Genomic DNA, 24,328 nt, shown 5'->3' with positions numbered 1-24,328 from the left:
TTGACTGATATCCGCATTCTTTTACCTTCATCATTAAAATCAGGACGTTTGTCATTAAGATTTGTAGTTGCCACATATTCAGCCTTCCTTTATACCTCTTTAAGTGTTTATGAGTAAATTATCAGCTAAATCAAACCGGATCTTCCGGCATCAGGAATTTCTTTTTTTTGTAGGTCTGGTCCTTTGGATTGCCATTCTTTACAACCTGGAAGAGGCCGATTCCAGCTGGAGCAACTATTTTAAAGGAATTCTTGTTTTTGGTATGGCTCAGCTTCCTGCACTGCTTTTCTCCTGGCATAAAGCCGGGTTAAAGGCCCGCTTCAGCAGGAAACGCTATATCGGTTATTGGCTGATTTGTTTTGGTGTTTGTCTGCCGGTCAGTACGCTCCTCACGATCTGGCTAAAACCCTGGGGCTTTTTTGAAGGCGTCATCTTTGTATCTGGTATTTCTGCACTGGTATTGGAAGTGATACTGGAGGTTAACCGTTACTATCAACTGCAGGTAAAGCATGTGAACTGGCTAAAAAGACTGGATCTGGACGGCGCCATCCTCCTCAGTCTGGTGTTGGTTTCGGTGATGCTGGGTGCAATGGGTGTTTCTTCACTGGAAAAGCCGGAGTACCTGGAAAAGGGTTACCTCCTGATTTACCTCGAACTGAACTTCCGCTTGATCTTCCATAACTTCTGGACTTTCCTGAGCTATAGCTTTCAGTTTCTATTGATGTACCTCTGTGGTTACCTGTTGTTTTATATCAACAGTCATTTTCTGGTTTCCAGAATTCTAAAAGAACAGGGAAGGGTGATGTATGCGTTGAGCCTATTGGCCACAGTAGCCCTTTTATATCCTGTCCTCGGGCAATTTCTAATCAGCCTGCCGATCAACAGCCTCATGGGAGAAACCATTTCCAGCAATCCTTTTAAAATGGAAAATGCGTTTTCAGCGGCAGGAATTATGGTGGTCAGTCTGCCCATCGTACTGGCCCTGCAATGGGCAAGGCAAAACAGCCGGATCGTTGCACTGGAAAAGGAAAAAACACAGACAGAGCTGGATTTGCTGAGACAACAGCTGAACCCGCATTTCTTCTTCAATACGCTGAATAACCTGTACGCATTAAGTCTGCAACAGGCAAAAGAAGCGCCGGAGAGCATTCTCCAGCTCTCTGAATTGATGCGTTACGTGATTTACAGAGGTAAAGAAGATCTGGTGGGAATTGCGGAAGAAGTAAAATATATCCAGGATTATATACAGTTGCAACGGCTAAGGCTGAGGAGGAACCTGAGCCTGGAATTTGTGATCGATATCGACAATGAAGCGCAGCCCATTGCACCCTTACTGTTGATCATTTTTGTAGAAAACGCTTTTAAGCATGGCATCGAGCCAGCAGAAGAGGGCGCGGTATTGAAGCTTTTCCTGAAATGTAAAGCCGGAGTACTTTATTTCAGCTGTGAAAATTCATTTGAGCAACCGGCAGTCGGAAAAACTCCGGGCATTGGTTTGATAAATCTGGAAAGAAGGCTGGCTTTGTTGTATCCTGGCGAACACCTGCTGAAAACAGAAATAAATAAACCTATTTTTAAGGCGGAATTATACCTGAACCTGTTATGAGCATGCGCTGTTTAATCGTTGATGATGAACCTCTGGCACACGATGTGATCTTGAAATACCTATCAGATGTCTCTTTTTTAGCGAACATCGGACAGTGTTACCGGGCGACAGAAGCGTTGGAGTTTTTAAGCAAGAATACGGTAGACCTCATTTTTCTGGATATCCGGATGCCTAAGCTGAATGGCCTGGATTTTTTAAGAACATTGCAACAGCGTCCCCTGATCATCATTACTTCTGCCTATGAAGAACATGCTTTGGAGAGTTTCGATCTGGATGTTTGTGACTATCTGTTAAAACCCTTTCACTTTGACCGCTTTTTAAAAGCCGTAAACCGGGCACTCGCAGAGCATACTTTAAAAAGTAACGCTGGAACAAAAACTAACGTTGGAACCGCAACAGCAAGCCCAGTTCCAAATGTGGCTACTGAACCCGGGCAGATCTATATCAAATCTGATAAGAAATTTGTGTTGCTTCGATTGGATGAAATCTGTTATCTGGAAAGCCTGGGGAACTATGTAAAGGTCTGGGAAGAACAACGGTTTCTACTTACGCCGAGAACCTTGAGTAGCTTTGAAAGTCAGCTGCCGGCTGAAAACTTTGTAAGGATTCATAAATCCTACATCTTAAACAAGAAGTTTGTGCATTATATTGAAGGAAACACCATATACCTTAAAAACGCGACGCAACTGCCTTTAGGGAAAAACTATAAACACCTGCTGAAACAACTAATCCAGGGATAAAGCAACTATTACAAGGGTAAAGCAATTGCGGTAAGACAGAAATAACTTCCTGAGAAACAACAGGCTTTGCAAGGCTAAAATTTTCGGCCTAATCCCTTCTTAAAATACAAATCCCATTTCTGCTGCTCCTCTTCATATTGCCCGTGCTCTGTTTCCATATCATATTTTTTATGGAGTCCGGCCAATTCCTTCATCAGGGAATCGTAGATGTTTTTCACCTCATTCTTATAATTAGCGATGCTGTACTTTCCTTTAGATAAACGGCTATAAAGCATTCTGCCATAGATAATGGCCAGATCTGAATGTCCCTGTTCATGATTTAACAATGCTTTTTTACCCGAAGCATCCAGACTTTTTAATTTGTTTGGATCCAGGAAGGTTTGCAACGTATCCAATGTAACCCCTACTTCAAATTTAAGAGAGAGCTGGTTTCCACGTTGTGTGGCCCTATATTTATGCATCGTCTGGTGTGCCGTATAAGCAATGTAACTACGTTTACTATTACTCCGCTTAAGGAATGAATCCCATCTCAATGTGATTCTGTCCAGGTTGTTTTGCTGACTAAAGACTTGCCGGGGATTTAAAATTGCCAGAATGATGCTACTACATCCAATAATGTAAATTTGTTTAAGGGAAACGCTCATGTTTTACAAAGAAATAAAAAATTAGGAATAGAAGCTTCGTTCATTCCTGGAAATATTTGGCTAATTTGCTGACGGATCCTGATCCATGCCTATAAAAAAATTAATTGATGAGTTCTAAAACGCCTGCCCGCATTGCGACGATATTCTTTTTATTGATATTACTATACCATACTGGATTTGCACAACGGCTATCTGGAGATGAACTGAATCGCATTGCACAATCACTATCCGATCAGCAGGTATTGACGCCAAAAGGAAAGGCCGAATTGCTCCGTTTTGCAGAGAAAAAACCTTTAGAAGTATACAAAGGCTTCGATAAAGCCTTTTTGGACGAGGCCCGTTGTCCGGTCTATTTTATGAAATCTTTTACAGATATCCTTCCCGGCCGGGGAATTTTTCCCATCAGCTATTTTGATTCCCTCTTAAATTTAAAACCCGATTTTGAAAAGGAATATGCCATCAGGGAAGAGCGTTTCCTTGCCGGTAATTTTCCAACCCGTACGGATGTTTTCAATTTCCTGTATACGGCGGCCGGCTTTTACCGGGACGGAGTTTCTGGTACTGATTCCACAAAAATATTAGCTGATCGTTTTGGAACCTACTTTGGCCCGGCTATGGAGCCACTTTACAGGGACAGCACGATTGAGTTTCGCGTTTCTTTCGATAACGATACAAAAGCGCTGGAGGATGAGCGGGTTAGACAGGTCAAACCTTATTTAGGATGGCTGACTATTTTTAAGAAAGCAGGTTTGCTTGATTCGGCGGATACGAGAATGGAGGATAGGTTCAATAACGGAAGGAAGATCATCTCCTGGGTAAGTCACCGCCAAATGATGGACGACATCAGCGCCCTGATCACGTACCATGATAAATTTCCTTATTACAAACAACAGCAGCTTTCTTTACTGGATAGTCTTACCGCCAGTGGTTTTATAGACAAAACTGCGGCGACAAAACTAGCTGGAAATTATAAAACAGACGTTCTTTTGAACATGAATGACCTGGCGCTACAAACGAAAAATTACCTGAGCCTTGATTATGAAACCGAGATCAAACCATTTGATTACCTGACCAGAACATATTATGGCCAGATCCCCATTGATAACATAAAACAGCTTTATGAGCTCGTCCTGAAAAAGGCATCATTGCTCTTGAATTTCAAATATTCAGATCTTGAAGTTCATGTGTTAAAAGACGAAGCAGCGCAAATGGAGTATCCGGACAACCGACAGTTCTATATTTATGTGAAGATCAACGACATCCTGTATAAGGAAATGATAAAGGAACGGGAATTAGAAAGCTGGATTTTGCCTCAGAACTTTCAATTTCTGAACCATTATCTGGAAGACCAACACGATCCGCGCCGTCTGTACTTTACCCAGCATGGTTTGTTTACAGGTTATGAATCGCAGGAACAAGAAACCATACTGATGACCCTGCTCAACGAGAAAGAGGAAGCTTTTGCCAGAAATATGTACCTGGCAAGTAAAGTCAATGCCTGTTATAATGGTACTCCCGGAGATTATAGTTATACCGCCTGGGAGCGCTACGACCTGACCCAGCGATTAAACCGGAGCCAGATTACGGAAGCTGTAGATCTCTTTTTAAACACGAAGCTGATTAAAAATCCGGCTCAGAAAATGCAGTTGATTGCTGCGTTCAGAGAGAAAAATCCGGTAACTATTTCCAATATACTATTAGAACTTCCCAATGCGTTTACCTCCGGTGCCGGCCAGACTGTGGAAGGTTTTTTATTCGATGTAAATACTAAAATTAAAGCGCTTCAGCAGACAGAGAAGGAGCTGCTTACAGATTATGCTCATACACAGGCTTCAGCGAATGAGAAAACGGAACAGGATTCATTGACCTTTTCTTTCCGCTGTCATCAAAAGAAATATGAGTTTAAGGTGGAGACTGAAGATCAGGCCTGGGAGAATAACCTGTTGATCAATACCATCAACAAAGCTTTACTGGAAGCTCAGATTCCTTATGCCATTTACTTTCTGCCAGAGGAGAGCAGCTTTTTTCGTCAGGATTTACATGGCAGGAATTATGTGTTGCTTTCTCCGGAACAGGCAGAGGTAATGGACAATAAATACCCGGATCTGTTCAAAGCCGAAGCGGAGCGTTAAAGCCCATCCAGTTCCTGCTGCAGGTTTCTCTTTGCAGAGGTTTCCAGCATCTTGTAGAAGTGATCTGTTTTGTAAATTCGGTCCATCTGTAAGAAATGTTGCAGGACTTTTTTCCTGCCTGGTTTGTAAATCAGGTCCGGATAAATAGAATACTCTTTTCTTACGCCTTCGGCGTAAGCGGAATAGACATGCCAGTCCTGCCCTAAAACAGACAGGTCGGCATCGGTAAAATAGTTGGTGTCGGGATCGGCGTCAGGAAGATGTCTTTTGGTTGCCAAGATCTGTTGTTTACAAAGCTGAAAAAGCCCGGCTGGCACCGCAAGCGCGCTGAGCCTGGCTGCTGCAAGTTCCGCGCTTTTCTCTTCATTGTTGTCTTTTAAAGGGTTGTAAACGATGTCGTGATAATAAAGCGTAAACAAGACAGCCTCCCAATTCTGAATCTGATCCTTAACCGCTTCCAGCTGATACAGCAGGTTTTTAAGATGCTTTAAGGTATGGTAATGTCGTTTAGGCGCCGAATGAGCGGCCTCAATTTCTTCCCATAACTCATTGATCAGCAGGTTGTCGTCTGTGTAGGCAGATGCCAGCTTTACAAAGGTTTCTTTTAACATCGCGATTTTAGAGTTGTTCCCTGAAGGAAAGGTTTAGCTGGTACAGCTCTTCTACAGAGATTAGTTTCCGGGAATTTGTTTCGATATCCTTGCCTTCTGTTGTCCAAAGAAAAGGAACAAAGCTGAAAGCCTGATCTCCCGAAGCGTTTGAAACTTCTGTTCTCCAGTCTTTCCACCTGAAACCACGATAGAAGGAGTCCAGGTCATTACCGAAGCAGAAAGCCAGGAATTCAGAGTAGGATAGGTCCAGCGCTTCATAAGAAAGTGTATCCGGTGCAAAGTAATAGATCTTTCCTACGTCTTCACCAAGGCCACCACCATTTAAGACAAATGAACCACCAAGGATATCATCTGCGACAATTAAAAATTCCGGGGCATCTCCAAAATTGTCAAATGCTTTTCCTTTATTCCAATCCGGTAAAGAACGGTTTAGTTTCGGACTTCCTGAGCCAAGGATCCTGATCCAGCCATCTTCGATCAGGATGCCGCCGGTCATATATATAATTGCGCCCATTGGCGAACGTGTGCTCACCTGAGTTTTATACAACGCATCCTTTGCTTTTTCCGGATCAAGGGCTAAAATCTCCACTTTATTTGCTGCTGTGGCGATCCATTCCTGAACTACCGGCCATCCGGGATCTGTTTCATTAATCAGTTCTTCTACTTTACGCATCTGAGTTTTTCGATTTAATATGCGCTCAAGTTATTAAATTTCCCTTAACTTCATATCTTTTAAAAGTAAGAAATCTGACCAGAGCCAGGGATAATCTGTAAAATATTGGAAAAGAAGAAAATACTGGAACGGTTCCTGTTTCCATCGGTAAAAGTAAAGCAAAGCGACCTCAGCAAGGCGATGGCCGGCAAAACTGTGTTGATCACAGGGGCCAGTTATGGCATCGGGGAATGTGTGGCCTCTGGCCTGGCAAGGGAGGGGACGACCTTACTTTTGGTGGCCCGCACAGAAGAGAAACTACTTGCTTTAGCGCAAGGACTCGGGCAGACAGGAGCCATCATTCATACCTTTTCTGCAGACCTCAGAAAGGAGGAAGAGATAAACGCTTTATTCGAATACATGCGATTGCATTCCTTAGAAAAGCCGGACATTCTGATCAGTAATGCCGGAAAGTCGATTCACCGTTTTGTTTACGACGCTCTGGATCGTTTTCATGATTTTAAACGGACCATGGCGCTCAATTATGACGCTCCGGTACAACTGATGCTGAAACTGATTCCGGCATTAGAGGAGAGAAAGGGGCAAATCATCAACATCTCTGCCATCAATGTGTTATTGGCACCCGCTCCGGGATGGGCTGCTTATCAGGCTTCTAAAACCGCATTCGACCAGTGGTTTCGTTGCGTCTCGCCGGAATTAAAGGCCAGGGGGATTGCCTGTTCATCGCTCTATTTCCCATTGGTCCGCACCCGTATGATGGCGCCGACTGCGGCATATCAGGAGATGCCGGCAATGCAACCCGAACAAGCGGCGCAAATTATCTTTCGGACGATCATCAAACGGAGCCGGATTTATTCCCCCTGGTGGATCTTTCCTGCGCAGGTTTTCTCGGTACTGTTTCGCGCTCCCTGGGAATACTTAATTACTGCTAACCTCAAGAAAAAAAATGCTAAAGGCCATTAGACTGCTGAAAAAAGCCAAACTCTTTTCTGTCAGCGGCATCTTTTATTTGCTGAAAGCATTATTCAGAAGAGGGGTAAACCTCGTAGCCATTTTACGCCTTGGCGCCTGGTTGCATCCTGATCGCCTTGCGTTGGTCCATGAACGAGACCGCTTTACTTATCTGCAACTCTATCGTCTCGTCAAGAACCTCGCCATCAGGCTGAATGAAAATCACAGGATAGAAAAAGGGAATAAAATAGCCATTATCTGTGCGAACCATCCTGCATTTATCAGTTCCCTTTTTGCGGCTGCTTACCTGGGAACCGATGTGTACCTGCTCAATTCAGAAATGGGAGGCGCACAGCTGAAACGGCAGGTGGATCAACATCAGTTTGATTTTATCATTTATGACCCTTCTTTTCTTCCGCTTATTCTGGAAATGGGGTATGAAAAGCGAAGCCTTGCTGCTGATGGAGAAGCGGAAAACACCGTAGCCCGTTATTTAAAAGATGCAGCCTATCTGCCAACTGAAAAAAAGATAAAAAGATCGAGCTTCAACAGGGTGGTAATTCTGACCTCAGGAACAACGGGGCTTTATAAATCTGCTGCCAGGAAAGCATCTGTTTCTGCCTATACCGGATTGTTTTTATCCCTGCTGGACCGCCTGAAATTTGAAAATTATCAGTCTGTATATGTCGCCACGCCAATTGCCCATGGTTTTGGTCTCGCTGCACTTTGTTTCTCCTATTTGATGGGGAAGGACGTTTATATCCGGACCGGATTTGACCATGAGGCTGCTTGTACACTCATCCGGGAGCAACAGATTGAATCCGTCACCCTCGTGCCGCTCATGTTGCGGCGCATGCTGGATCACCATAAAGAAGCCCTGCAATCGCTGAACTGTATCGTTTCCGGAGGAGCAATCCTTTCTCCCGCTTTAGCCGAAGATGCGATTCAGGCTTTAGGCAATAAGCTGTACAATCTTTATGGCACTTCTGAAGCCGGCGTTTGCTTGCTGGCCAGCCCGGAGGACTTGAAAAAATACCCCGGAACGATAGGGAAACCATTAGATGGGGTTAGTCTTGAGATCAGGGAGGGGCAAGTCTGGTTAAAATGTGCCTGGTCTGCGGAAAAGGAGCAATGGATCAGCACCGGAGACCTGGGTTATCAGGACGAAGCTGGTTATTATTACCTGCTGGGCCGTTCGGATGAAATGGTTGTTTCGGGAGGCGAGAACGTTTACCCTTATGAATTGGAGCTCCTGCTGATGCAGCACCCCTTGATCAAAGCCGTATTCGTAACCGGAATTGAAGATATCGCATTCGGACAACGCCTCGCTGCATTGGTGGTCCTTCATGATCGGGAACGGCCGACAAAAGAAGAAATCCTTTCCTGGCTTTCCGGAAAGGCAGCGCGGTACCAGATGCCGAAACACCTGGTCTTTACGGAGTCGATCCCTGTAACTTCCATGGGGAAGCCCGATAGAAAAGCCGCCAGGTTATGGCTCGATCAGGAGGTTAGCGATTAATGCCGTCCAGCCGGTTTGATGAGAAGCGCCCAGTCCTTTGCCATTGTCTCCGTTAAAATATTCGTTAAAAAGCAGATAATCTTTAAACTCCGGATCGGTTTGTAATTTTTCATTTGCGCCAAAGCAAGCCCGTTTGCCCTCTTCATCCTGTTTAAAGATCGAGATCAGTCTTTGGGAGAGCGCATGGGCGATCTCTTTCAGAGACAGGAAGTTTCCAGAGCCTTTAGGGTATTCCACCTTAAAATCATCGGAATAATAGTCATGAAAGCGGAGGAGACTCTGGATGATCAGGAAATTGACAGGCATCCAGATCGGGCCACGCCAATTGCTGTTGCCGCCGAACATGCCACTATCGCTTTCTCCCGGCACATATTTTACCACGAATTCTTCCTTTTCTGTTGGAAATACATAAGGTTGCTGTTCGTAGCTTTTGGAAAGGCTTCTGATGCCATAATCGCTTAAAAACTCCGCTTCATCCAGCATTCTGTTCAGGATCAGTTTCATCCGGTGACCGCGAAGCAGACTCAGCAAGTGCTTGTCGTCGGTTCCTTTTTCTGTCCAGCGGGAAACCAGGGAGGCCAGATCCTGGCGATGTTCCAGAAACCATTGCATTCTCGCGGCAAATTTAGGCAGCTTCTTTAAGGTCTCATCTGTGATCACTTCTACCGCAAATAAGGGGATCAGACCCACCATACTGCGGAGTTTCAGCTTTACCGAATGGCTGTCTCCGGTAGACAATTCATCGTAAAAAAAGCCATCTTCTTCATCCCAGAGTCCGGTATCGCCATCCCCCATGATGTTCATCACTGCACCTGCGATATACAGAAAATGCTCGAAGAATTTTGAAGCCATATCTTCATAGACCTTGTTATGGAGCGCCAGTTCCAGCGAGATCTGCATCATATTGAGGGCATACATCGCCATCCAGCTCGTTCCATCTGCCTGTTCTATGCGCATGCCCGAGGGAAGTATGGTATTGCGGTCAAACACACCGATATTGTCCAGGCCAAGGAAACCGCCGGAAAAAATGTTACTTCCTTTATCGTCTTTTCGGTTTACCCACCAGGTAAAGTTGATCAGGAGTTTTTGGAAAACAGATTCCAGAAAAAACAGGTCGCCTTTGCCGTTATTTTGCTGTTTGTCCATTTTATAGACCTCCAATGTCGCCCAGGCATGAACCGGAGGATTCGTATCGTCGAAATTCCATTCGTAGGCCGGCAACTGTCCGTTTGGGTGCATATACCACTCTTTACAAAGTATGGAGAGCTGTTGTTTGGCAAAGTCGGCATCTACCAGCGCAAGGCTGAGGCAATGAAAGCCCAGGTCCCAGGAAGCATACCATGGAAATTCCCATTTGTCAGGCATCGAGATGATGTCGGCATTGTTGATGTGCTTCCAGTTCAGGTTTCGGGAGCTGCTATGACCTGCCGGAGGAGGGAGTTCTGCAGGGTCGCCTTTCAGCCAGCGGCTCACACTGTAATTGTAAAACTGTTTATTCCAAAGCAGTCCTGCTAAAGCCTGACGTTGAATTAACTGCTCCTCGGCAGATTTCGTTTTCTTTTGTAAATCCCGGTAAAAATCGTCCGTTTCCTGTTTGCGCAGTGCAAATATCTTTTGGAAATCGGCGAAAGGTTTGTTTCTTGCTCCTTTACACAACCGGAATTGCAAGGTTGTGGATCCCCCCGCCGGGATCTCGAAATGGCATAATGCAGCCACTTTGCTACCTGTTTCTTCCGGGTTGACCGCTTTCTTTAGCTTATCTACCACAAAGCTATTGATGGCATCTTTATAGTATTTTTTGCCATTATCGTAGTTATACAGCCTCATGGTATTGCTTTCATTCTCGGTAAACAACCATTGTGAGGGATTTTCTGCGTAAAAAAAGTAATCCCCTAACGTATGGTGCTGAATGGCCAGTTCTGTTTCATTTTTTGCAGAAATGGACAGGTCTTTATCGTGATGGCCCCAGGACCAGCGGTTGCGAAACCAAAGGGTAGGAAGGACTGTTAAGGGCGCTGTGTTCTCGCTTCGATTATGTGCTGTAATTTTAATCAGGATATCTTCCGTATCAGATTTTGCGTATTCGATAAAAATATCGAAGTACTCATTGTTGTCGAAGATCCCAGTGTCTATCAATTCAAATTCCGGGTCTTCTTTGCTGCGGCGGGCATTTTCCTGCAATAGTGATTCATAAGGAAATACCTGCTGCGGATATTTGTACAGCATTTTCAGGTAAGAATGGCTAGGTGAGGAGTCCAGGTAGTAAAAGAGTTCTTTGACATCTTCACCATGATTGCCTTCCGTATTGCTGAGGCCGTAAAAGATTTCTTTAAGAATGGGGTCATTTCCATTCCAGAAAGAAGGGGCAAAACACAGCAACTGGCGGTCGTCGGAGATGCCGCCAATCGCTTCTTCTCCCCATCGCCAGGCTTTACTTCTGGCCATATCATGGGTGCTGGATTGCCAGGCATCGCCATTATCACTATAATCTTCCCTCACCGTTCCCCATTGGCGGTTCGAGACGTATGGTCCCCATTTTTTCCAACCCTCTGTTTTAATGCGCTTTGCTTCCTGACTCATCTGAATGATTAAAATTGATCCTTAAAGTTAGCACTTTAATCTTTTCTTAAAATGCAGATCAGTGTCAATTTTAAAGCCATTTGCAGTACCTTTGATCAGCCTCAACCTCTAAACCATTTTATGAACGTCGGTAAGGAACTTTTGTTTTTTTTTAGTGCTTTAGGAGCATTTAACGGGTTAATCCTGAGCTTGTATTTTTTCTTGTTTACCCGTAAGAAGTACCTGAGCAGTTATTTTCTTGGCGCATTGTTGTTTGCTTTAAGTGTGCGGATTGGGAAATCTGTTTTTTTATATTTTGATGGGACGCTTCCGAAGATTTACCTGCAGATTGGTCTTTCCGCCTGCTTTTTTATCGGCCCTTTCCTGTATTGTTTTCTGAAATCCGCCGTTCAGGGATTGGAAGTCATGCCCAAATCCTGGAAATGGATGATTGCTTCCTTGTTTCTCCTCGTACTCGTTGCAGGTATTGCTTATCCCTATGAAAACTATTCCTGGCTCTGGAATCAATATTTTAGCAAGATCATTTATTTGCAATGGCTTATTTATGTGCTCATTTCTTCCTTTGTGATGAAAGGTATACTGAAAAATCTGTTTACAAAAGGGCATCAGCTGAATGCTGCTGAGATCTGGCTGCTTATGATTTATGTTGGAAATGTAGTGATCTTTATTACTTTTTTTTTAAGTCTGATCCGGGCGCCGTTTTCCTCCTATATCAGTGGTTCCATTGGTTTTTCTCTCATTTTATACCTGATTATCTCTGTACTTTTATACCGCAAGAAGACCGACGATTTGTTTCTGCTCGCTCCGAATAAATATTCAGGTAAAAAACTGAATGACCAGGATGCAGGAGTTTTACTTGGGAAGCTGGAAAAGCTCATGAACGAGCAGACCGTTTACCGAAATCCGGATTTAAAAATAGGGGATTTGTCAAAAGGAATCAATGTGACCAGTCATCAATTGTCGCAGTTTTTGAATGATAACCTCGGAAAAAACTTCACCACCTTTGTGAATGAGTTCCGGATCAAAGAGGCTTGCAGGATCATTTCAACAGACCATAGACTTACCCTGGAATCTATAGGTTACGAGGTCGGTTTTAACGCGAAGTCGACTTTCTTTGCTGCTTTTAAGAAATTTACAGGAACTACGCCCTTGAATTATCAGCAGAATACGTTGAAAAAGTAATTATGTAGGATTAAATGTCTTATTTTGATTTTATTGATATTTGATTGAAAAAATAATATTTCTTATTTTGGCTCAAAGCTAAAATTTTAAATATATGAAAACTCAACATTCTAAAACTCAAATTCAGGGCGCTTTAACCAAGGCTGATCTTTCAAAAATTATGGGCGGCAATTCAAATCCAGAAGATGAAAATGAGACTTCGGCACATAAACGGATTAGTGACGTTGCACCGATATTAATCGGCGGAGTTTTGATCGGCGCTGCTGCACAGGTGGCGAAATAGGCTGCTGTTCTGAAGGACTACTTTAAGCAAAAGGGGCTTTTTATATTGTATTGAAGGCCCTTTTTGTGTTAATTTATAAATCCGCACTCCTGATTTCTGTTTCCTGCACCTCTTGCCGGAACCTGCTGCAGACATTTGTGAAAAAGAGAAACCAAATCCTATTCACAAATGAAAACCCTGCTCATCGCATTCCTTAGTCTGTCGACTTTACTCTTCCATTCCCTAAAATTAAAAGGCCAACATATCCGAAGCATTTCTGCAAAGATAGTCGATTCAAAACAGGAGCCCCTGATGGGAAATGCATTGCTCCGTTCCCCTGAAGATCCTGCTTTTGTGAAGGGGATTAGTTTCCTGAATGGCAGCTTTGAGTTGTCGGATCTCCATCAGAAAGAACTGACTTTGAAACTGACCTCCTTGCTTTTTGCCGATACCCTGATCATCATAAAATACAAAGGCGCGGCGCATATTGATTTGGGAACCATCATCGTTAAAGCACCTTCTGTTCAGTTGAACGAGGTACAGATCAGTGCTCAAGTGCCATTAACCAGGTCTCTGGCAAACGGCAACCTGGAAGTGAAGGTGGCCAATACCATCCTTGCAAATAGCGGTTCCTTAACGGAGATCCTCAGCAAGGCTCCCAATGTCATCATCAATGACGGGCAGATTGCTGTGGCAGGCAAGGGCGAGGCCAGCATTTACCTCAATGGCAGGCTCATTACTTCCGAGCGGATGTCTGCGATTCCGGCCTCGCAGATAGAAAAGATTGAAATCATTTCCAATCCTTCTTCAAGATATGATGCAGAAGGAAAGTCGGTCATTAATATCATTACCAAGGTCAATACAGAGATGGGGGTGCTCGGATCTGTTAGTCAGCAGGTTACAGTATCTAAGTTTGCCGGATTGAATACCAATACCATGTTTGACTTCAACTACAACAAAGGAAAGCTTGCAGTGGTAGGGAATTACGGGCTGTTTCAGGGAAAGAACCGGGAGCGGCTCTACACCACCAGGACCAGGCCTGCTGAAGAAGATTACCTGCGATCGGAATTAACCACAAACTGGAGGCGTAAACTCCGTAACTTCTCCAACTTTGGATTGGGCGTCCAGTACAATATCAGTAAAGACAAAAACGTTTCTTTGGGCTATAGCGGGAATTTAGAAAAACAGGGGGGGAGTCAGGACAGCAAAAACAGCATTACCACCAGGGAAGGAACACGCTTTTATACCAGTGATCTCAAAAAGAACGAACAGCGGTTAAACCAATCCTTTACCCTTAATTATAACCAGACGATAGATACTCTGGGTTCCGTGTTATTTATCGGCAGTCAGTATTCTGATTTTCATGCCGACATCAATGACCTCATTGATGAACGGAGTCTGATTGATGGAGCAGATGGTTTCAGGGCCATAAAAAATGATATGGAGCATCAGATTTCGATTTCCAGTACCCAGGCAGATTATACCAAAGTCTTCCGTAGCAGAGAGAAGCTGGAGTTTGGACTTAAATTCAGCTACGTAAATACCAATTCGGGTACAAATTTCCTGATAGCAGATCATGGTGGAGATTTTAAGCCAGATGAAAACTTGTCCAGTGATTTTGAATACAGGGAAAAAATCCCCGCTGCTTACCTCAATTACAGCGGTTTGATCATGGGCAAGACGAACTTTGGAATAGGCTTCAGGGGAGAGTGGACCGATTATGTGTTAAATACAAGTGTGGCCGGAGGCCAGGTGATCAGGGACCATTATTTTAATCTCTTTCCGAACCTCTTGCTCAGCAGGATGATTACTGAGCGGCTTAAATTGAGTGCCGCCTATGTGTCGAGGATTACCCGGCCGAGGTATCAGGCATTAAATCCCTTTGTAATTTATCAGGATCCTTTTACCACCATAGAAGGTAATCCCAACCTGCAGCCAGAGAAAGTCCATGCTTTCGAATTGGGCGCAAATTACCGGAAAATCGACCTGAGGGTAGGCTACAACTATGTGATAGACCCACTGAGTGCCGCTGCTTTGAGAGGCAGTACACCAAACAGTTATGTTTTAAAAGGCATCAATCTTGATAAAAGTCATGCTTATTTCGCAGCGCTTTCGGTCTCGACAGCTGTCGGATTCTGGACCGCCATAAATACCGTTAACCTGAGCTATATCAAAATGATAGACGATCAGTTTTTCTTTGTATCTCAGCCTTCAAGGCCGCAGTGGTATTTGTATTCCAATAATACCTTTAATGTGAAAGACCTGTTTAAATTACAGCTATTGGCCTGGTATCTTGGAGACCGCTCTTCCGGACTGTACCAGGACCGAAGCCGGTCTTCTATTAGTATAGGTATTGATAAAGACCTTTTCAAAGGCGCACTGAAGTTGAAGTTTCTGGCAAACGATATTTTTCATCAAACAAATAGTTCCGGAAATTACAGCGTTGGGCAAACCGATATCTTCTACGACAGAACCTATAACAACAACTATTTCAGACTGATGGCCAGCTACAGTTTTGGGAAACTGAAAAACAGCAGTTACAAAAATAAGGCGACAGGACAGGCGGAAAACAACAGGGCAAACTGATAAAAAGGTCTATCCATTTGCTGTTTTTAGCAAGGATAGACCTTTTTTATACGTGTTAAGCGTTATTTAAAACCGGTTCGGGAACAGAAAGTTGATGAACCATTACTCCCCCTTTCCAGGTTTCCAGGACTTCGATATCACGCATCTTCATGTAATTCGATGGCAGATGGAGCGGGTCTTGTTTGAGGATGACAAAATCTGAGAAATGGCCGACTGCCAAACTGCCTACCCATTTTTCCGCATAGCAATGGTAAGCCGCATCGGTGGTTACCGCACGCAGGGCTTGCTCCGGACTGATACATTCTGCCGCATTCAGGACATGATCCTCAGGATTGCCAGGAGCTGCTTCCATGATTCTGGTAATCGATTGTTCCATCATGCGTAAGGGGCCAAGCTGGGTCACCTCACAATCGGTATGCAGGGAGATCCTTAAACCCGCATCAAGTGCAGATTTGCAACGGTCCAGAATTTCGGCTTTTTCGTCAAATATGGCGGTACGGAAAGCGTAACCCCAGTACCCAACATGTCCGATCAGGAAACTTGGCAGAATTTCCAGTCTTTTCATGTCCTTAATGTTTTGATCTGAAAGCAAGGAGGCATGTTCTATCCGGTGTCTTACCGGGCTGCCAGTTTGGTTTTTGATCACCTCTTCATATACCTTGATGGTAAAGTTGATGGCCTCATCTCCGTTTGCATGGGTCATGAGTGGCCAGCCCCATTTTATGGCAATGGTATTCAGGAGTGCTCTGTAGGGCGCCGGAACTTCGACAGGTTCAGGATCCTGGTCTGTTGTAAAATTAAATTTTCCTTTAGAATCCGGCAGGCAGCAATAATGTTCAGACTGGTAGCCTGTTAAACCCTGGTTAGAACCATCCGAGATGATTTTTGCATTCCCATAGTAAATATCTGAGTATTCGGTAACCGGTTCATATGGCGTTAGTTTATCGGCATCTTTTTGTGAACTGCACATCTTTGCCGCACCAATCCGGATGTTATTCGGGTAAAAATGAAGGTAGATCTTGAGCAGGCTTTTGAACGCATCATTCATTCCTGCATCATAGAGGAAGGTATTTCCACGTTTATTTGCTTCAGCGATAAATGCTTTCAGATGAGAAAAACAACCAATCACCATTTCTGAAAGTTGTGTTAGCGGAATGGTCTTCAAAGCGGGTTCCATTCCAACACCTTCCTGCAGTTGTCCGTGGTTACTTGCTTTATATTCCTCGAAAGTCATTTTGTCGCTGATGTCTGGCGTATGATCATAGGTAAGCTTTAGGGCCTTGGTGTTTACATAAGCGGTATGCATAGAGGCGCTGAGCATCAGCAGGGGTACATCATTGACGATTTCGTCTAATGAATCGCAGGTAAAAGTGGTCAGGCCGATGTTGTTCGCCGCATTGGGATCGTATACGAAAGGCATCAATGCCGGATCGGCTCCTTTACCCAATAACCAGGCTCCTTTGTCGTATTTCTCTTTGTTGGGGCCATTCCGTTCCTTTTTGATGATGGAGCCAATCGTATCTGGTGTATATTCTGGTTTTAATTTCTGGTTATCGAACCTGCTCAAATCCAGCCATCCCATCAGCAGGGCAGTCGGTACGATATGAACATGCGGGTCTATAAATCCAGGGAGCAGGACTTCATAGTCCCGGAGCTGTTTAAATTTGAAAACGATTCCTTGTTTAAGCATTTCTGCTTCTACTGCGGTTTTGCTGCCGGTAGCGATGACTTTACCATCGTGAATGCCGATCGCTTCGACTGTATCCATTCTTCCATCCGTAAGCGGTCTGATGGTACCACCTGAAATGACCAGCGACAAAGCTTCCGGGACGACCTGATGGGTTAATCCTTCTGCAGTTTTTAAGATTTTTTCGGGATGAAATAATTCCTCTTCGAGGATGTTCCACATGGGGTTGTTGCATGCACAATGCGTACAGCCAAGGCTGGCTGAATTTTGATTTTCCATAATGAGAGCGTTTAGTATAGGGTTCTAATTAATTCAATAATAACAATTATTTACGTATAAAGCAATAGCCGTATGCGTATTTTAAGCCTGAATTATTGGAATAACAGCCTGGTAACAGGTTACTTTAATCGTTTTGTGATTTCAGTTGCCATCTTTTTTGTTTTAGCAAAAGTCAGTAAGCTTTCCAGGGTTTGGCGGTTTGTTCTTTTGTGTTCCATCACATATTCATGGAAGTATTTATCTCCTTTTTTAAGCAGCTGATGCACTTTGTCGGGGTTGTTATAGCTGGCATCAAATTCAGCCATCATATCTTCCAATCGATAATGGTCTTCGGCCGTTTGCCCGGAAGTATCCTGTATAAAAACCTCGACCAAAAGCTTGTCGGTTTCCGTAGCATATAAAAATACATACAGCGTTTCATCCCAACCCAGATGTTCTCTATTGGTGTTGTTTTCAGGGATGTAGAATTGTGTCGAAAAGTAAAATAGTTTTTCTTTATACTTTGGAATGCTGGCTTCTGAGGCTTTCCATTTGGGTGCCCGGTGCAGGTAAAGGATGTCTTTTTTCTTCAACATATCTACGCATTCATAGTCGTCAGTTTTATCTGAGGTGATTTTATACATAATGGTGTTGTGCTGAGTCAGATGATACTGGATACTTTCTTTGGTTTCCAGATTTTTCTCTACCAGCATCAGTTCCAGTCTCTTTAATTCACCATATTTAAAATGTACTTCTCCTGTTTTTACCACTGCGCCAAAGAAGTATAATTCGCGGGGTATTTTACTTTCCAGTTTTTCTAATTCCTCTTGTCCGAGGATAATTTTGCCGATAAACAGGGTAGGAATACCTTTTATTTCAGGATTAGGGAAGCCAAGATCTAGTGGCTCTTCTTTTATGTTTAAATTCATCGGTTAAAATTGGGATTGTTTCCCAGGGAGGGCATAATAAGATTTTTTTTTCAGCTTTTACTTTGTTAAGGAACATTAGATTTCTACGATCTTGTGTTTGATAGCGTATAATACCAGACCAACCCGATTCTTTACCTGGAGTTTTAGGAACAAGCTGTCACGATATCCATCTATCGTACGTTGACTCAGGAACATTTGGTCTGCAATCTCCTTGTAGGTAAGTTCTGAGCTGGCCAGTTTTAAGAATTCAAGTTCACGCTCACTGAGCTTGATTTCGGTATTGCTGCAATATCGGTCGGACATGTAGCGCATGACAAACGATGGGAAATAAACTTCGTCGGTGGCGACTGAATCCAGTGCATTTCTGAAGGCTGATGGATCGGAATCTTTAAGGAGGTATCCCTTAATTCCTTTTTTTATCACGGATAGGACAGTGTCTGCATCTTCTACCATCGAAAGAATGATAACGGCAATACCGGGGTATTCCTTCTGAATCCTGCTTGCGACCTGTAGTCCATTCATAACCGGCATATTCATATCCAATAGAATGATTCGGGGTTGTTGTTTGGAAGATAATCGTTCGAAGAGTTCTTCTCCGCTACCCACATCAAAAATCACCTCATAGTCCGAAAATGTCTCGATGAGGGATGCAATACCTTTTCTAAAAAGCTGGTGGTCATCTACCAGGGCGATGGATATTTTGTTCATGGCTATTGAGTATGCTATTGTTACGGTCGAGGCTGATACTAACTGAGCAGCCATTACCCGGCTGACTGTCGATTGCGACACTGGCACCAATAAGCGCAGCGCGTTGTTTCATGTTGGAAAGACCGAGACCTTGCGGTTTTTTCACCTGATTGCTATCAAAGCCATTTCCAAAGTCCTTAATGTGCAGTGTAAATAGTTCTCCATGATAGCCAAGGATAATTTTCATGGACTTGGAGCCGGAATGCTTTATGGTGTTGTTCAGTATTTCCTGAAACATCCTGTAAAGAATCAGGTCGGTCTGTGGGCCCAGGACAAATGGTTGACCGGTCAACTGGAGCTCGGTCTGAATAATGCCGCTTCGGTTAAGCCGGTCGGTTTCATCATTGATGACCTGATAAAGTCCGGCAATCTTAATTCGCTCAAAACTAAGGCTCTTGGAAAGGTCTCTCAAGTCGGTGATTACTCCGGCGATGAGCCGTGTGCTTTCGTTAATCTTTTCGTCCTTTTCCGGAGTCGGGAGCGTCTTGGCAATATTCAGGGATAGCTTTACAAAGGACAGTACTTGTCCGAAGTTATCGTGGATCTCCTGACTGATGTTATTTAGGGTCTGATCCTGGATCTCCAGCCTGGTTTCCAGAAGTTGCCGCTCAAAGTTTCGGCTGAGCTCTTCCTTGTTTCGGTTAAGGATTCTCTTTTTTCTGACAAAAACCAGGAAAAAAAGGGTAGTAAATACCGCGAGGATCACCAATGTGATACTGGAGACGATAATGGCTAGGATGATGTCTTCGTCGGCCTTTTCCATATGATGAGCGCAATAGATATCAAAAGATACAGTAGGATACTCAGGTAGCGTGGTACCAGGTTATAGAGTGGAATACCAAATAGGCTGAGTGCGTTGAAGCGAATATAGTGATAAAGTGAAAAACAGATGGCAATCCCAGAATAAAAAATAAGCACTCCGGCGGCGATAAACAGTCCTGAGGAATAATGACGTTCGCTGACATACTCATCATTCTGCAGGTAATAATAAAAATGAAGGCAGGAAAAAAAGACCTGGATGATGCCGCCAATTGCAACGATGTAAATGTTAAAGTCCTTGAAGCTGGTTAGGACGTGAAAGAGCAGGGAAAAGCTAACGTAGATGGAGGTGATCAGAAATAAGACGAGTTGATGTTGCTTTTCAGTAGCAAACCGGTAGAAGATAAAGGCATAAAACCCATTGCTGAATAAATTCATCAGGTTATAAATCCAACTTGTGTTGTAGTGATGCAGCGAATAGAGGTATTTTGCGATTAACTCTACACAGAGTATAATCAGCAGGTAAGGTAAAAAGGCAATCAGAAAAGAATGCCTCAGCTTCCCGGAGCAAAAGATGCAGATCAGTAGGCTGAGGAACTCAAAATAATGTTGGATACTAAACTCCATTAGGGATGTAATTCGCCCATATTGAAGGGGTCAGTGGTTCTTTGGTCTCTATTGGTGCTGGAGATCAGTGTCTTAGCGCGGTTCTTGCCTTTGAATGGATAAAGGAATAGGCTGACTCTATTTCTCAATGAATCTGGCTTCTTGTATTTGCGAAGAATGGTGTCGGTATAGATGCCCAAGCATATTCTCATGTTATCATAATCTACGGTTTTCTCCAGTTGATTTATCCATTTTATTAATTCCCCGCGCTTAAAGACGATGGAATTTGTTCGTGGAAGGAGTCGGGGATCGGTCTTTTCGTAAAGTTCTACGCAAGAATCGGCAAGGATAAAATTTACCGGTTCATTGTCTATAGCTTTTGCATTCAGGAACTTTTTTTCCTGGTGTTTTTCCTCTGTTTTAGTTTCAACTTTTGGTTGACAGCTGTAGAATCCTGTAAGGACAATCAGCATAAGGAGGGCGGTGGTGAGTTTGTTCTTCATGATGGTTAATTTAGTAAACTTGTTGTTAATATTAAAGGTTTATTGGTTGTTTTTCAGTGGTTTAGTTGCTGTCTTACTTTTTTCTGTTCAAAAGCGGGATGTTGTAGGACAATGCGATGAAGGCTGCACCCTTTAAGACTTTGTAGGTGTCTAAACTGGTATCGGAAACGGCCGTTTTGGAATCTGTATATTTTCCGCTAAGCTGGTTTATTTTGCCGAAGCTATAACCTCCTGAAACAGCGATCCTATTTACCCGACCTATAAGGAGGCTGCCACCTAGCAGATAGCGCACCTGTGGGGTGTCTTCAAGTGTAAGTCCGACTCCGAGGCTTAGTGCAAAATTCACATCTCTGGTCCATCGGCTGTAGAAGTGAAGCAGGGAAGAGAAGCCCACGTTTCCCTTTGATTGCTTTTCGGTAATAATGGTTTTGTACCTGGAGTAAGTTGTAGTGCCATCGGTAATAATGGCTGTACTGTCGGTTCTGAGTGCATACTTTTGCTGTTGATGAAAGCTATAGAAAAGCCCCGGACTGACGTCCACCTTGAATCCGCCAAAGATCGGAAAGGATACTTTTGTTGTATCGGTGTATATCGCTGTTGCAATCCCTTTTTTGGGGCTGATGCGAATGTCGAGAAGTAGTTCATCTTTGTCTGGTACCTGTTTGATCTGGTAGCGCAGGGGCGTAACTACGAAATTGTCAAATTCCCGGAGTGTTTTTAGGATCGGTTTGAGGTAGATGGAGTCAGGAGCGCTGAATTCATTGATGATATAGTCGCCAATAGTGCCCGGATAGGAGGGGTCCTTTTGCTTTAGATAGCTATGTACGGCATCAACCACGGCCTGTCGTTCAGTCATAAATTGGCTGGCAATAATACCGTCCTTGTATCGGTAGCTGTTCAGGTAATTGCCCAATTTGGTGTTAATCTGTTGAAGATAACCCAGTATTTTTTCTTTTCTTTTGATTTCGTCGTCGTCGTATATGGTCCCTGAGAATGCGACAGCCTTTCCCAATAGTTCAGACGGATTTAATAGAAATTTCTCCAGGATTCCATCGGTTTCTTCATTAACCGATCGAAACCCGCTTGAAATATTTACGTCATAGCGCAAGGGGTTCGGTACCGGAATGAGTTCGAGGCTTAAAGGCTGGCCAACGCCGATGTGAATTGATTCGGTATCTGTAGTTTCAGCGTTTGATCTCTTTGGAAAGCTAAACCTAGGACTTAGTTCGTCATTAAAGGTGTATACCAATGAAAGTTTCCGCTTGCCAGTATACAAGAATGAATGGTTTTTTGAATCAAATGAGGGTTCTTCCCGACTTAACGCAGGGAGGTGCAGATCGTTATCGGCTACTGGGTGATAACTGACGGTTCGCCGGATGGCAGGAGGCACTGTTTCATCAGTCATTTCAATGACCGGGCTGTAAGGTTCCCCTTTTTCCAGGATGACCATCTTAAAGGAAGAGCCGAGGCCATCAAGCTTAGGTTTGAGATCAAATTCAATCGTGGCGGGATTGTTGTCCGGGATATAGCCCTTGATATGGGCTGCGGTATTTTCGGGATGCTCTCCATTGGTGCTGACCACAAGAGTCGTCAGTTTTGATCGGGCAGTTGAGGCCTTGCTAAAATGGATTCGCAAAATGGTTCGGTTCTTTGAATAACGTCCTGTTTTTTCCAACTTTGGAATCCTATCATAGGTTTGTTCGAGCACAAGGGTTGTGTCTGTGATTTGTGCCCTGATGCTAAAAGCGATCAGTATCAGGGTAAAGCTGAGTAAGTACTTCATGAGGCGGTTTGGTTATAAGGTTACAAATAATGCGTTTTTGATATACTGGAAAGGGAGTACATAACTTCCTTCGTTATCTCCTGAGGTAATAATTCCGATTATTTTTCCATTTGGACTGAGGACGGGCGCGCCACTATCCCCCTCTTTACAGAGCATGCTGACCTGTATTAGTTTGTTGAAGGTATAACTGAACCTGACTGGTCCGTTTTTGAATACAACCTCCGTAACAGGAACATCCAGGTCATTGATGAAGCCAGTTAGTTTACCCGTGACACAGCCAAAGGAGTTGACAGGCATTCCGACATATAGATCCTTCAGGTCTGTTTCTCCGGTAACGAGTGTATCGTTGAAGGTTTGCTGGAGAAGGTCTGTCTGATTGATACGGGCAATTGCGGCGTCTATTCTTGGCGAAAATACCCCGGCAGTTACATTCCCATGCGTGGAAATGCCGGATCTGGAAGCGGGCAGCGTGCTTGCGGGAGCGGAGATCAGCGTATCCGGTCCATAGGTAGCGAGGTCAATCTTAACCGTTCCCTGTTGAAGTACATTGGGATCCAATCGTTCCGGAAAGAGTACGTGGAAACAGGAAAGCAGAAAATACTGATCTGGAAGGTTGCTGAATGTCTGTTTTACCCGCAAGGACACCGTTCCGAAATTGCTGGCATTGTCCCGGGAAACACTTGTGCCCAACTTTACTCCTGTCTTGATGAGGGCTGATTTTTTCGCAGGCGACATCAGTGCGCTTATTTCGCCGGTATCAACAACATCAGTTTGTAAAACTGACCCCCGATACGTAATTGAGGTCGGAATAGTGGCTGTGCTGCTGAGCTGTGCTGGTGCTGGCTTTTGACGAACCTTAAAGATGATCGCTTTTTTTGCTACCGGTGATCCTCCGGTACGTTTAAGTCCCACGGTGCATCCCACAATATTTGGATAGTCAAGTTTCCAGTCCTGATAATGTTCAGCGATCGCGGAACGCATTAAGAGATCTAATTCCTGATCACTCATTGTGCTGGTATTGGCCTGGATCTCCTGACTCTTTTCGGTTGTGAGCATTGCTCTGTAGTTTTTTACCTGTAGCAAAAGGTCGAGGGCATCATGCCAAAACTTAGAACCAAAACTGATGAAAGCTCCGGTCAGTAGGCAGCCAAGAAGCGTGAGTAGTAGTTTTCCGAAAGCTTTCAGACTCCATTCCCAGCTAATCGATGTGCTCTCCAGGTTCCAGGTCAGGTATTTATTTGGGCTGTCTATATGCTGAAGCAGGGTAAACAGATCTGCATGAAAGCATATTGCAATAAGACAGCCGAAGAAGAGGTTGATCTTTAGGACACGAAACTCCCGCTGTTTCTCTTCCTGTGGATCTGTCTTCTTCAAACTGGTATTCCCAAAAGTAAACCATTTCAAAATCGATCCCCGACCTCTTAATCGTTGGCGACTGCCAGAAAGCTTGAGCTTGAAAAAATTAGCGATACGTTCTGATATTAAACTAAGTACAAAGAGTATGGTTATTAGTTTGTATAGATTTTCCATGGTACTTGATTTTTTGCTGTTTTTTCCTTTGAATTGTTGA

Annotated in this window: 20 protein-coding genes; 8 read left to right on the top strand and 12 right to left on the bottom strand. The window is 43.9% G+C overall.

All coding sequences use genetic code 11. From position 1 onward, the window contains the following. Positions 1-109 precede the first annotated feature (109 nt). A complete protein-coding gene (locus tag AAFF35_RS16325; protein WP_342327590.1) occupies positions 110-1,606 on the top strand; it encodes a histidine kinase in 1,497 nt (498 codons plus the stop codon). After that, positions 1,603-2,346 (top strand): LytTR family DNA-binding domain-containing protein, encoded by a 744-nt coding sequence (locus AAFF35_RS16320; protein WP_342327589.1) that lies wholly within the window; start codon positions 1,603-1,605, stop codon positions 2,344-2,346. Before AAFF35_RS16325 ends, AAFF35_RS16320 begins: the two co-directional genes overlap by 4 nt. Before the next feature lie 74 nt (positions 2,347-2,420). On the opposite strand, the gene AAFF35_RS16315 is transcribed toward AAFF35_RS16320, so the two are convergent. Further along, positions 2,421-2,990, bottom strand: a complete 570-nt coding sequence (locus AAFF35_RS16315) for a DUF922 domain-containing protein (RefSeq protein ID WP_342327588.1) — start codon at positions 2,988-2,990, stop codon at positions 2,421-2,423. Positions 2,991-3,097: 107 nt separating this feature from the next. Between AAFF35_RS16315 and AAFF35_RS16310 the strand changes: the two genes are divergently transcribed. Then, positions 3,098-5,122 carry a hypothetical protein gene (locus tag AAFF35_RS16310; RefSeq protein ID WP_342327587.1) on the top strand — a complete coding sequence of 675 codons (2,025 nt, stop codon included), beginning with the start codon at positions 3,098-3,100 and terminating at the stop codon, positions 5,120-5,122. Here the strand turns inward: AAFF35_RS16310 and AAFF35_RS16305 are convergent. Further along, positions 5,119-5,733, bottom strand: a complete 615-nt coding sequence (locus AAFF35_RS16305) for a hypothetical protein (RefSeq protein WP_342327586.1) — start codon at positions 5,731-5,733, stop codon at positions 5,119-5,121. The two genes, AAFF35_RS16310 and AAFF35_RS16305, sit on opposite strands and share 4 nt — an antisense overlap. Before the next feature lie 7 nt (positions 5,734-5,740). After that, positions 5,741-6,406 carry a DUF2625 domain-containing protein gene (locus AAFF35_RS16300; protein WP_342327585.1) on the bottom strand — a complete coding sequence of 222 codons (666 nt, stop codon included), beginning with the start codon at positions 6,404-6,406 and terminating at the stop codon, positions 5,741-5,743. Positions 6,407-6,511: 105 nt separating this feature from the next. Between AAFF35_RS16300 and AAFF35_RS16295 the strand changes: the two genes are divergently transcribed. Both AAFF35_RS16295 and AAFF35_RS16290 read left to right on the top strand, forming a co-directional pair. Continuing rightward, positions 6,512-7,369, top strand: coding sequence for an SDR family NAD(P)-dependent oxidoreductase (locus AAFF35_RS16295; protein ID WP_342327584.1), 858 nt, complete (start codon positions 6,512-6,514; stop codon positions 7,367-7,369). Further along, positions 7,353-8,876, top strand: coding sequence for an AMP-binding protein (locus tag AAFF35_RS16290; protein ID WP_342327583.1), 1,524 nt, complete (start codon positions 7,353-7,355; stop codon positions 8,874-8,876). The genes AAFF35_RS16295 and AAFF35_RS16290 overlap by 17 nt, the downstream gene beginning before the upstream one ends. Here AAFF35_RS16290 and AAFF35_RS16285 read toward each other — a convergent pair. Next, positions 8,847-11,456: a glucosidase gene (locus AAFF35_RS16285; RefSeq protein ID WP_342327582.1), complete on the bottom strand. Its 2,610-nt coding sequence runs from the start codon at positions 11,454-11,456 to the stop codon at positions 8,847-8,849. The two genes, AAFF35_RS16290 and AAFF35_RS16285, sit on opposite strands and share 30 nt — an antisense overlap. Before the next feature lie 51 nt (positions 11,457-11,507). Here AAFF35_RS16285 and AAFF35_RS16280 point away from each other — a divergent pair, with 51 nt between their 5' ends. From AAFF35_RS16280 to AAFF35_RS16270, 3 genes are all read left to right on the top strand, one after another. Next, positions 11,508-12,638 (top strand): helix-turn-helix domain-containing protein, encoded by a 1,131-nt coding sequence (locus tag AAFF35_RS16280; RefSeq protein ID WP_342327581.1) that lies wholly within the window; start codon positions 11,508-11,510, stop codon positions 12,636-12,638. 94 nt (positions 12,639-12,732) lie between these two features. Then, a complete protein-coding gene (locus AAFF35_RS16275) occupies positions 12,733-12,921 on the top strand; it encodes a hypothetical protein (protein WP_342327580.1) in 189 nt (62 codons plus the stop codon). Between the two features lie 168 nt (positions 12,922-13,089). Next, the gene (locus AAFF35_RS16270; protein WP_342327579.1) at positions 13,090-15,486 is read left to right on the top strand and encodes a TonB-dependent receptor; all 2,397 of its coding nucleotides are present in this window, start codon (positions 13,090-13,092) and stop codon (positions 15,484-15,486) included. Between the two features lie 55 nt (positions 15,487-15,541). Here AAFF35_RS16270 and AAFF35_RS16265 read toward each other — a convergent pair whose 3' ends face one another. The 8 genes from AAFF35_RS16265 to AAFF35_RS16230 all read right to left on the bottom strand — a co-directional run bounded on the left by AAFF35_RS16265 (position 15,542) and on the right by AAFF35_RS16230 (position 24,288). Continuing rightward, positions 15,542-17,452, bottom strand: a complete 1,911-nt coding sequence (locus AAFF35_RS16265) for an amidohydrolase (protein WP_342327578.1) — start codon at positions 17,450-17,452, stop codon at positions 15,542-15,544. 119 nt (positions 17,453-17,571) lie between these two features. Next, complete coding sequence (locus tag AAFF35_RS16260; RefSeq protein WP_342327577.1) at positions 17,572-18,360, bottom strand: hypothetical protein; 789 nt, start codon at positions 18,358-18,360, stop codon at positions 17,572-17,574. 75 nt (positions 18,361-18,435) lie between these two features. Next, entirely contained in the window at positions 18,436-19,068 is a 633-nt protein-coding gene (locus AAFF35_RS16255; protein ID WP_342327576.1) for a response regulator transcription factor, read from the bottom strand. Beyond that, entirely contained in the window at positions 19,037-19,870 is an 834-nt protein-coding gene (locus AAFF35_RS16250; RefSeq protein ID WP_342327575.1) for an ATP-binding protein, read from the bottom strand. The genes AAFF35_RS16255 and AAFF35_RS16250 overlap by 32 nt, the downstream gene beginning before the upstream one ends. Beyond that, positions 19,840-20,493 carry a hypothetical protein gene (locus AAFF35_RS16245; protein WP_342327574.1) on the bottom strand — a complete coding sequence of 218 codons (654 nt, stop codon included), beginning with the start codon at positions 20,491-20,493 and terminating at the stop codon, positions 19,840-19,842. The genes AAFF35_RS16250 and AAFF35_RS16245 overlap by 31 nt, the downstream gene beginning before the upstream one ends. Then, entirely contained in the window at positions 20,493-20,975 is a 483-nt protein-coding gene (locus tag AAFF35_RS16240; RefSeq protein WP_342327573.1) for a hypothetical protein, read from the bottom strand. Before AAFF35_RS16240 ends, AAFF35_RS16245 begins: the two co-directional genes overlap by 1 nt. Before the next feature lie 73 nt (positions 20,976-21,048). After that, complete coding sequence (locus tag AAFF35_RS16235) at positions 21,049-22,758, bottom strand: hypothetical protein (RefSeq protein ID WP_342327572.1); 1,710 nt, start codon at positions 22,756-22,758, stop codon at positions 21,049-21,051. A gap of 12 nt (positions 22,759-22,770) precedes the next feature. Further along, the gene (locus tag AAFF35_RS16230; protein ID WP_342327571.1) at positions 22,771-24,288 is read right to left on the bottom strand and encodes a hypothetical protein; all 1,518 of its coding nucleotides are present in this window, start codon (positions 24,286-24,288) and stop codon (positions 22,771-22,773) included. Positions 24,289-24,328 lie beyond the last annotated feature (40 nt).

The sequence above is a fragment of the Pedobacter sp. FW305-3-2-15-E-R2A2 genome (assembly GCF_038446955.1).
GTDB lineage: Bacteria > Bacteroidota > Bacteroidia > Sphingobacteriales > Sphingobacteriaceae > Pedobacter.
Note: the sequence above shows the minus strand (reverse complement) of the source record. Positions and strands in the feature narration are given on the sequence as shown.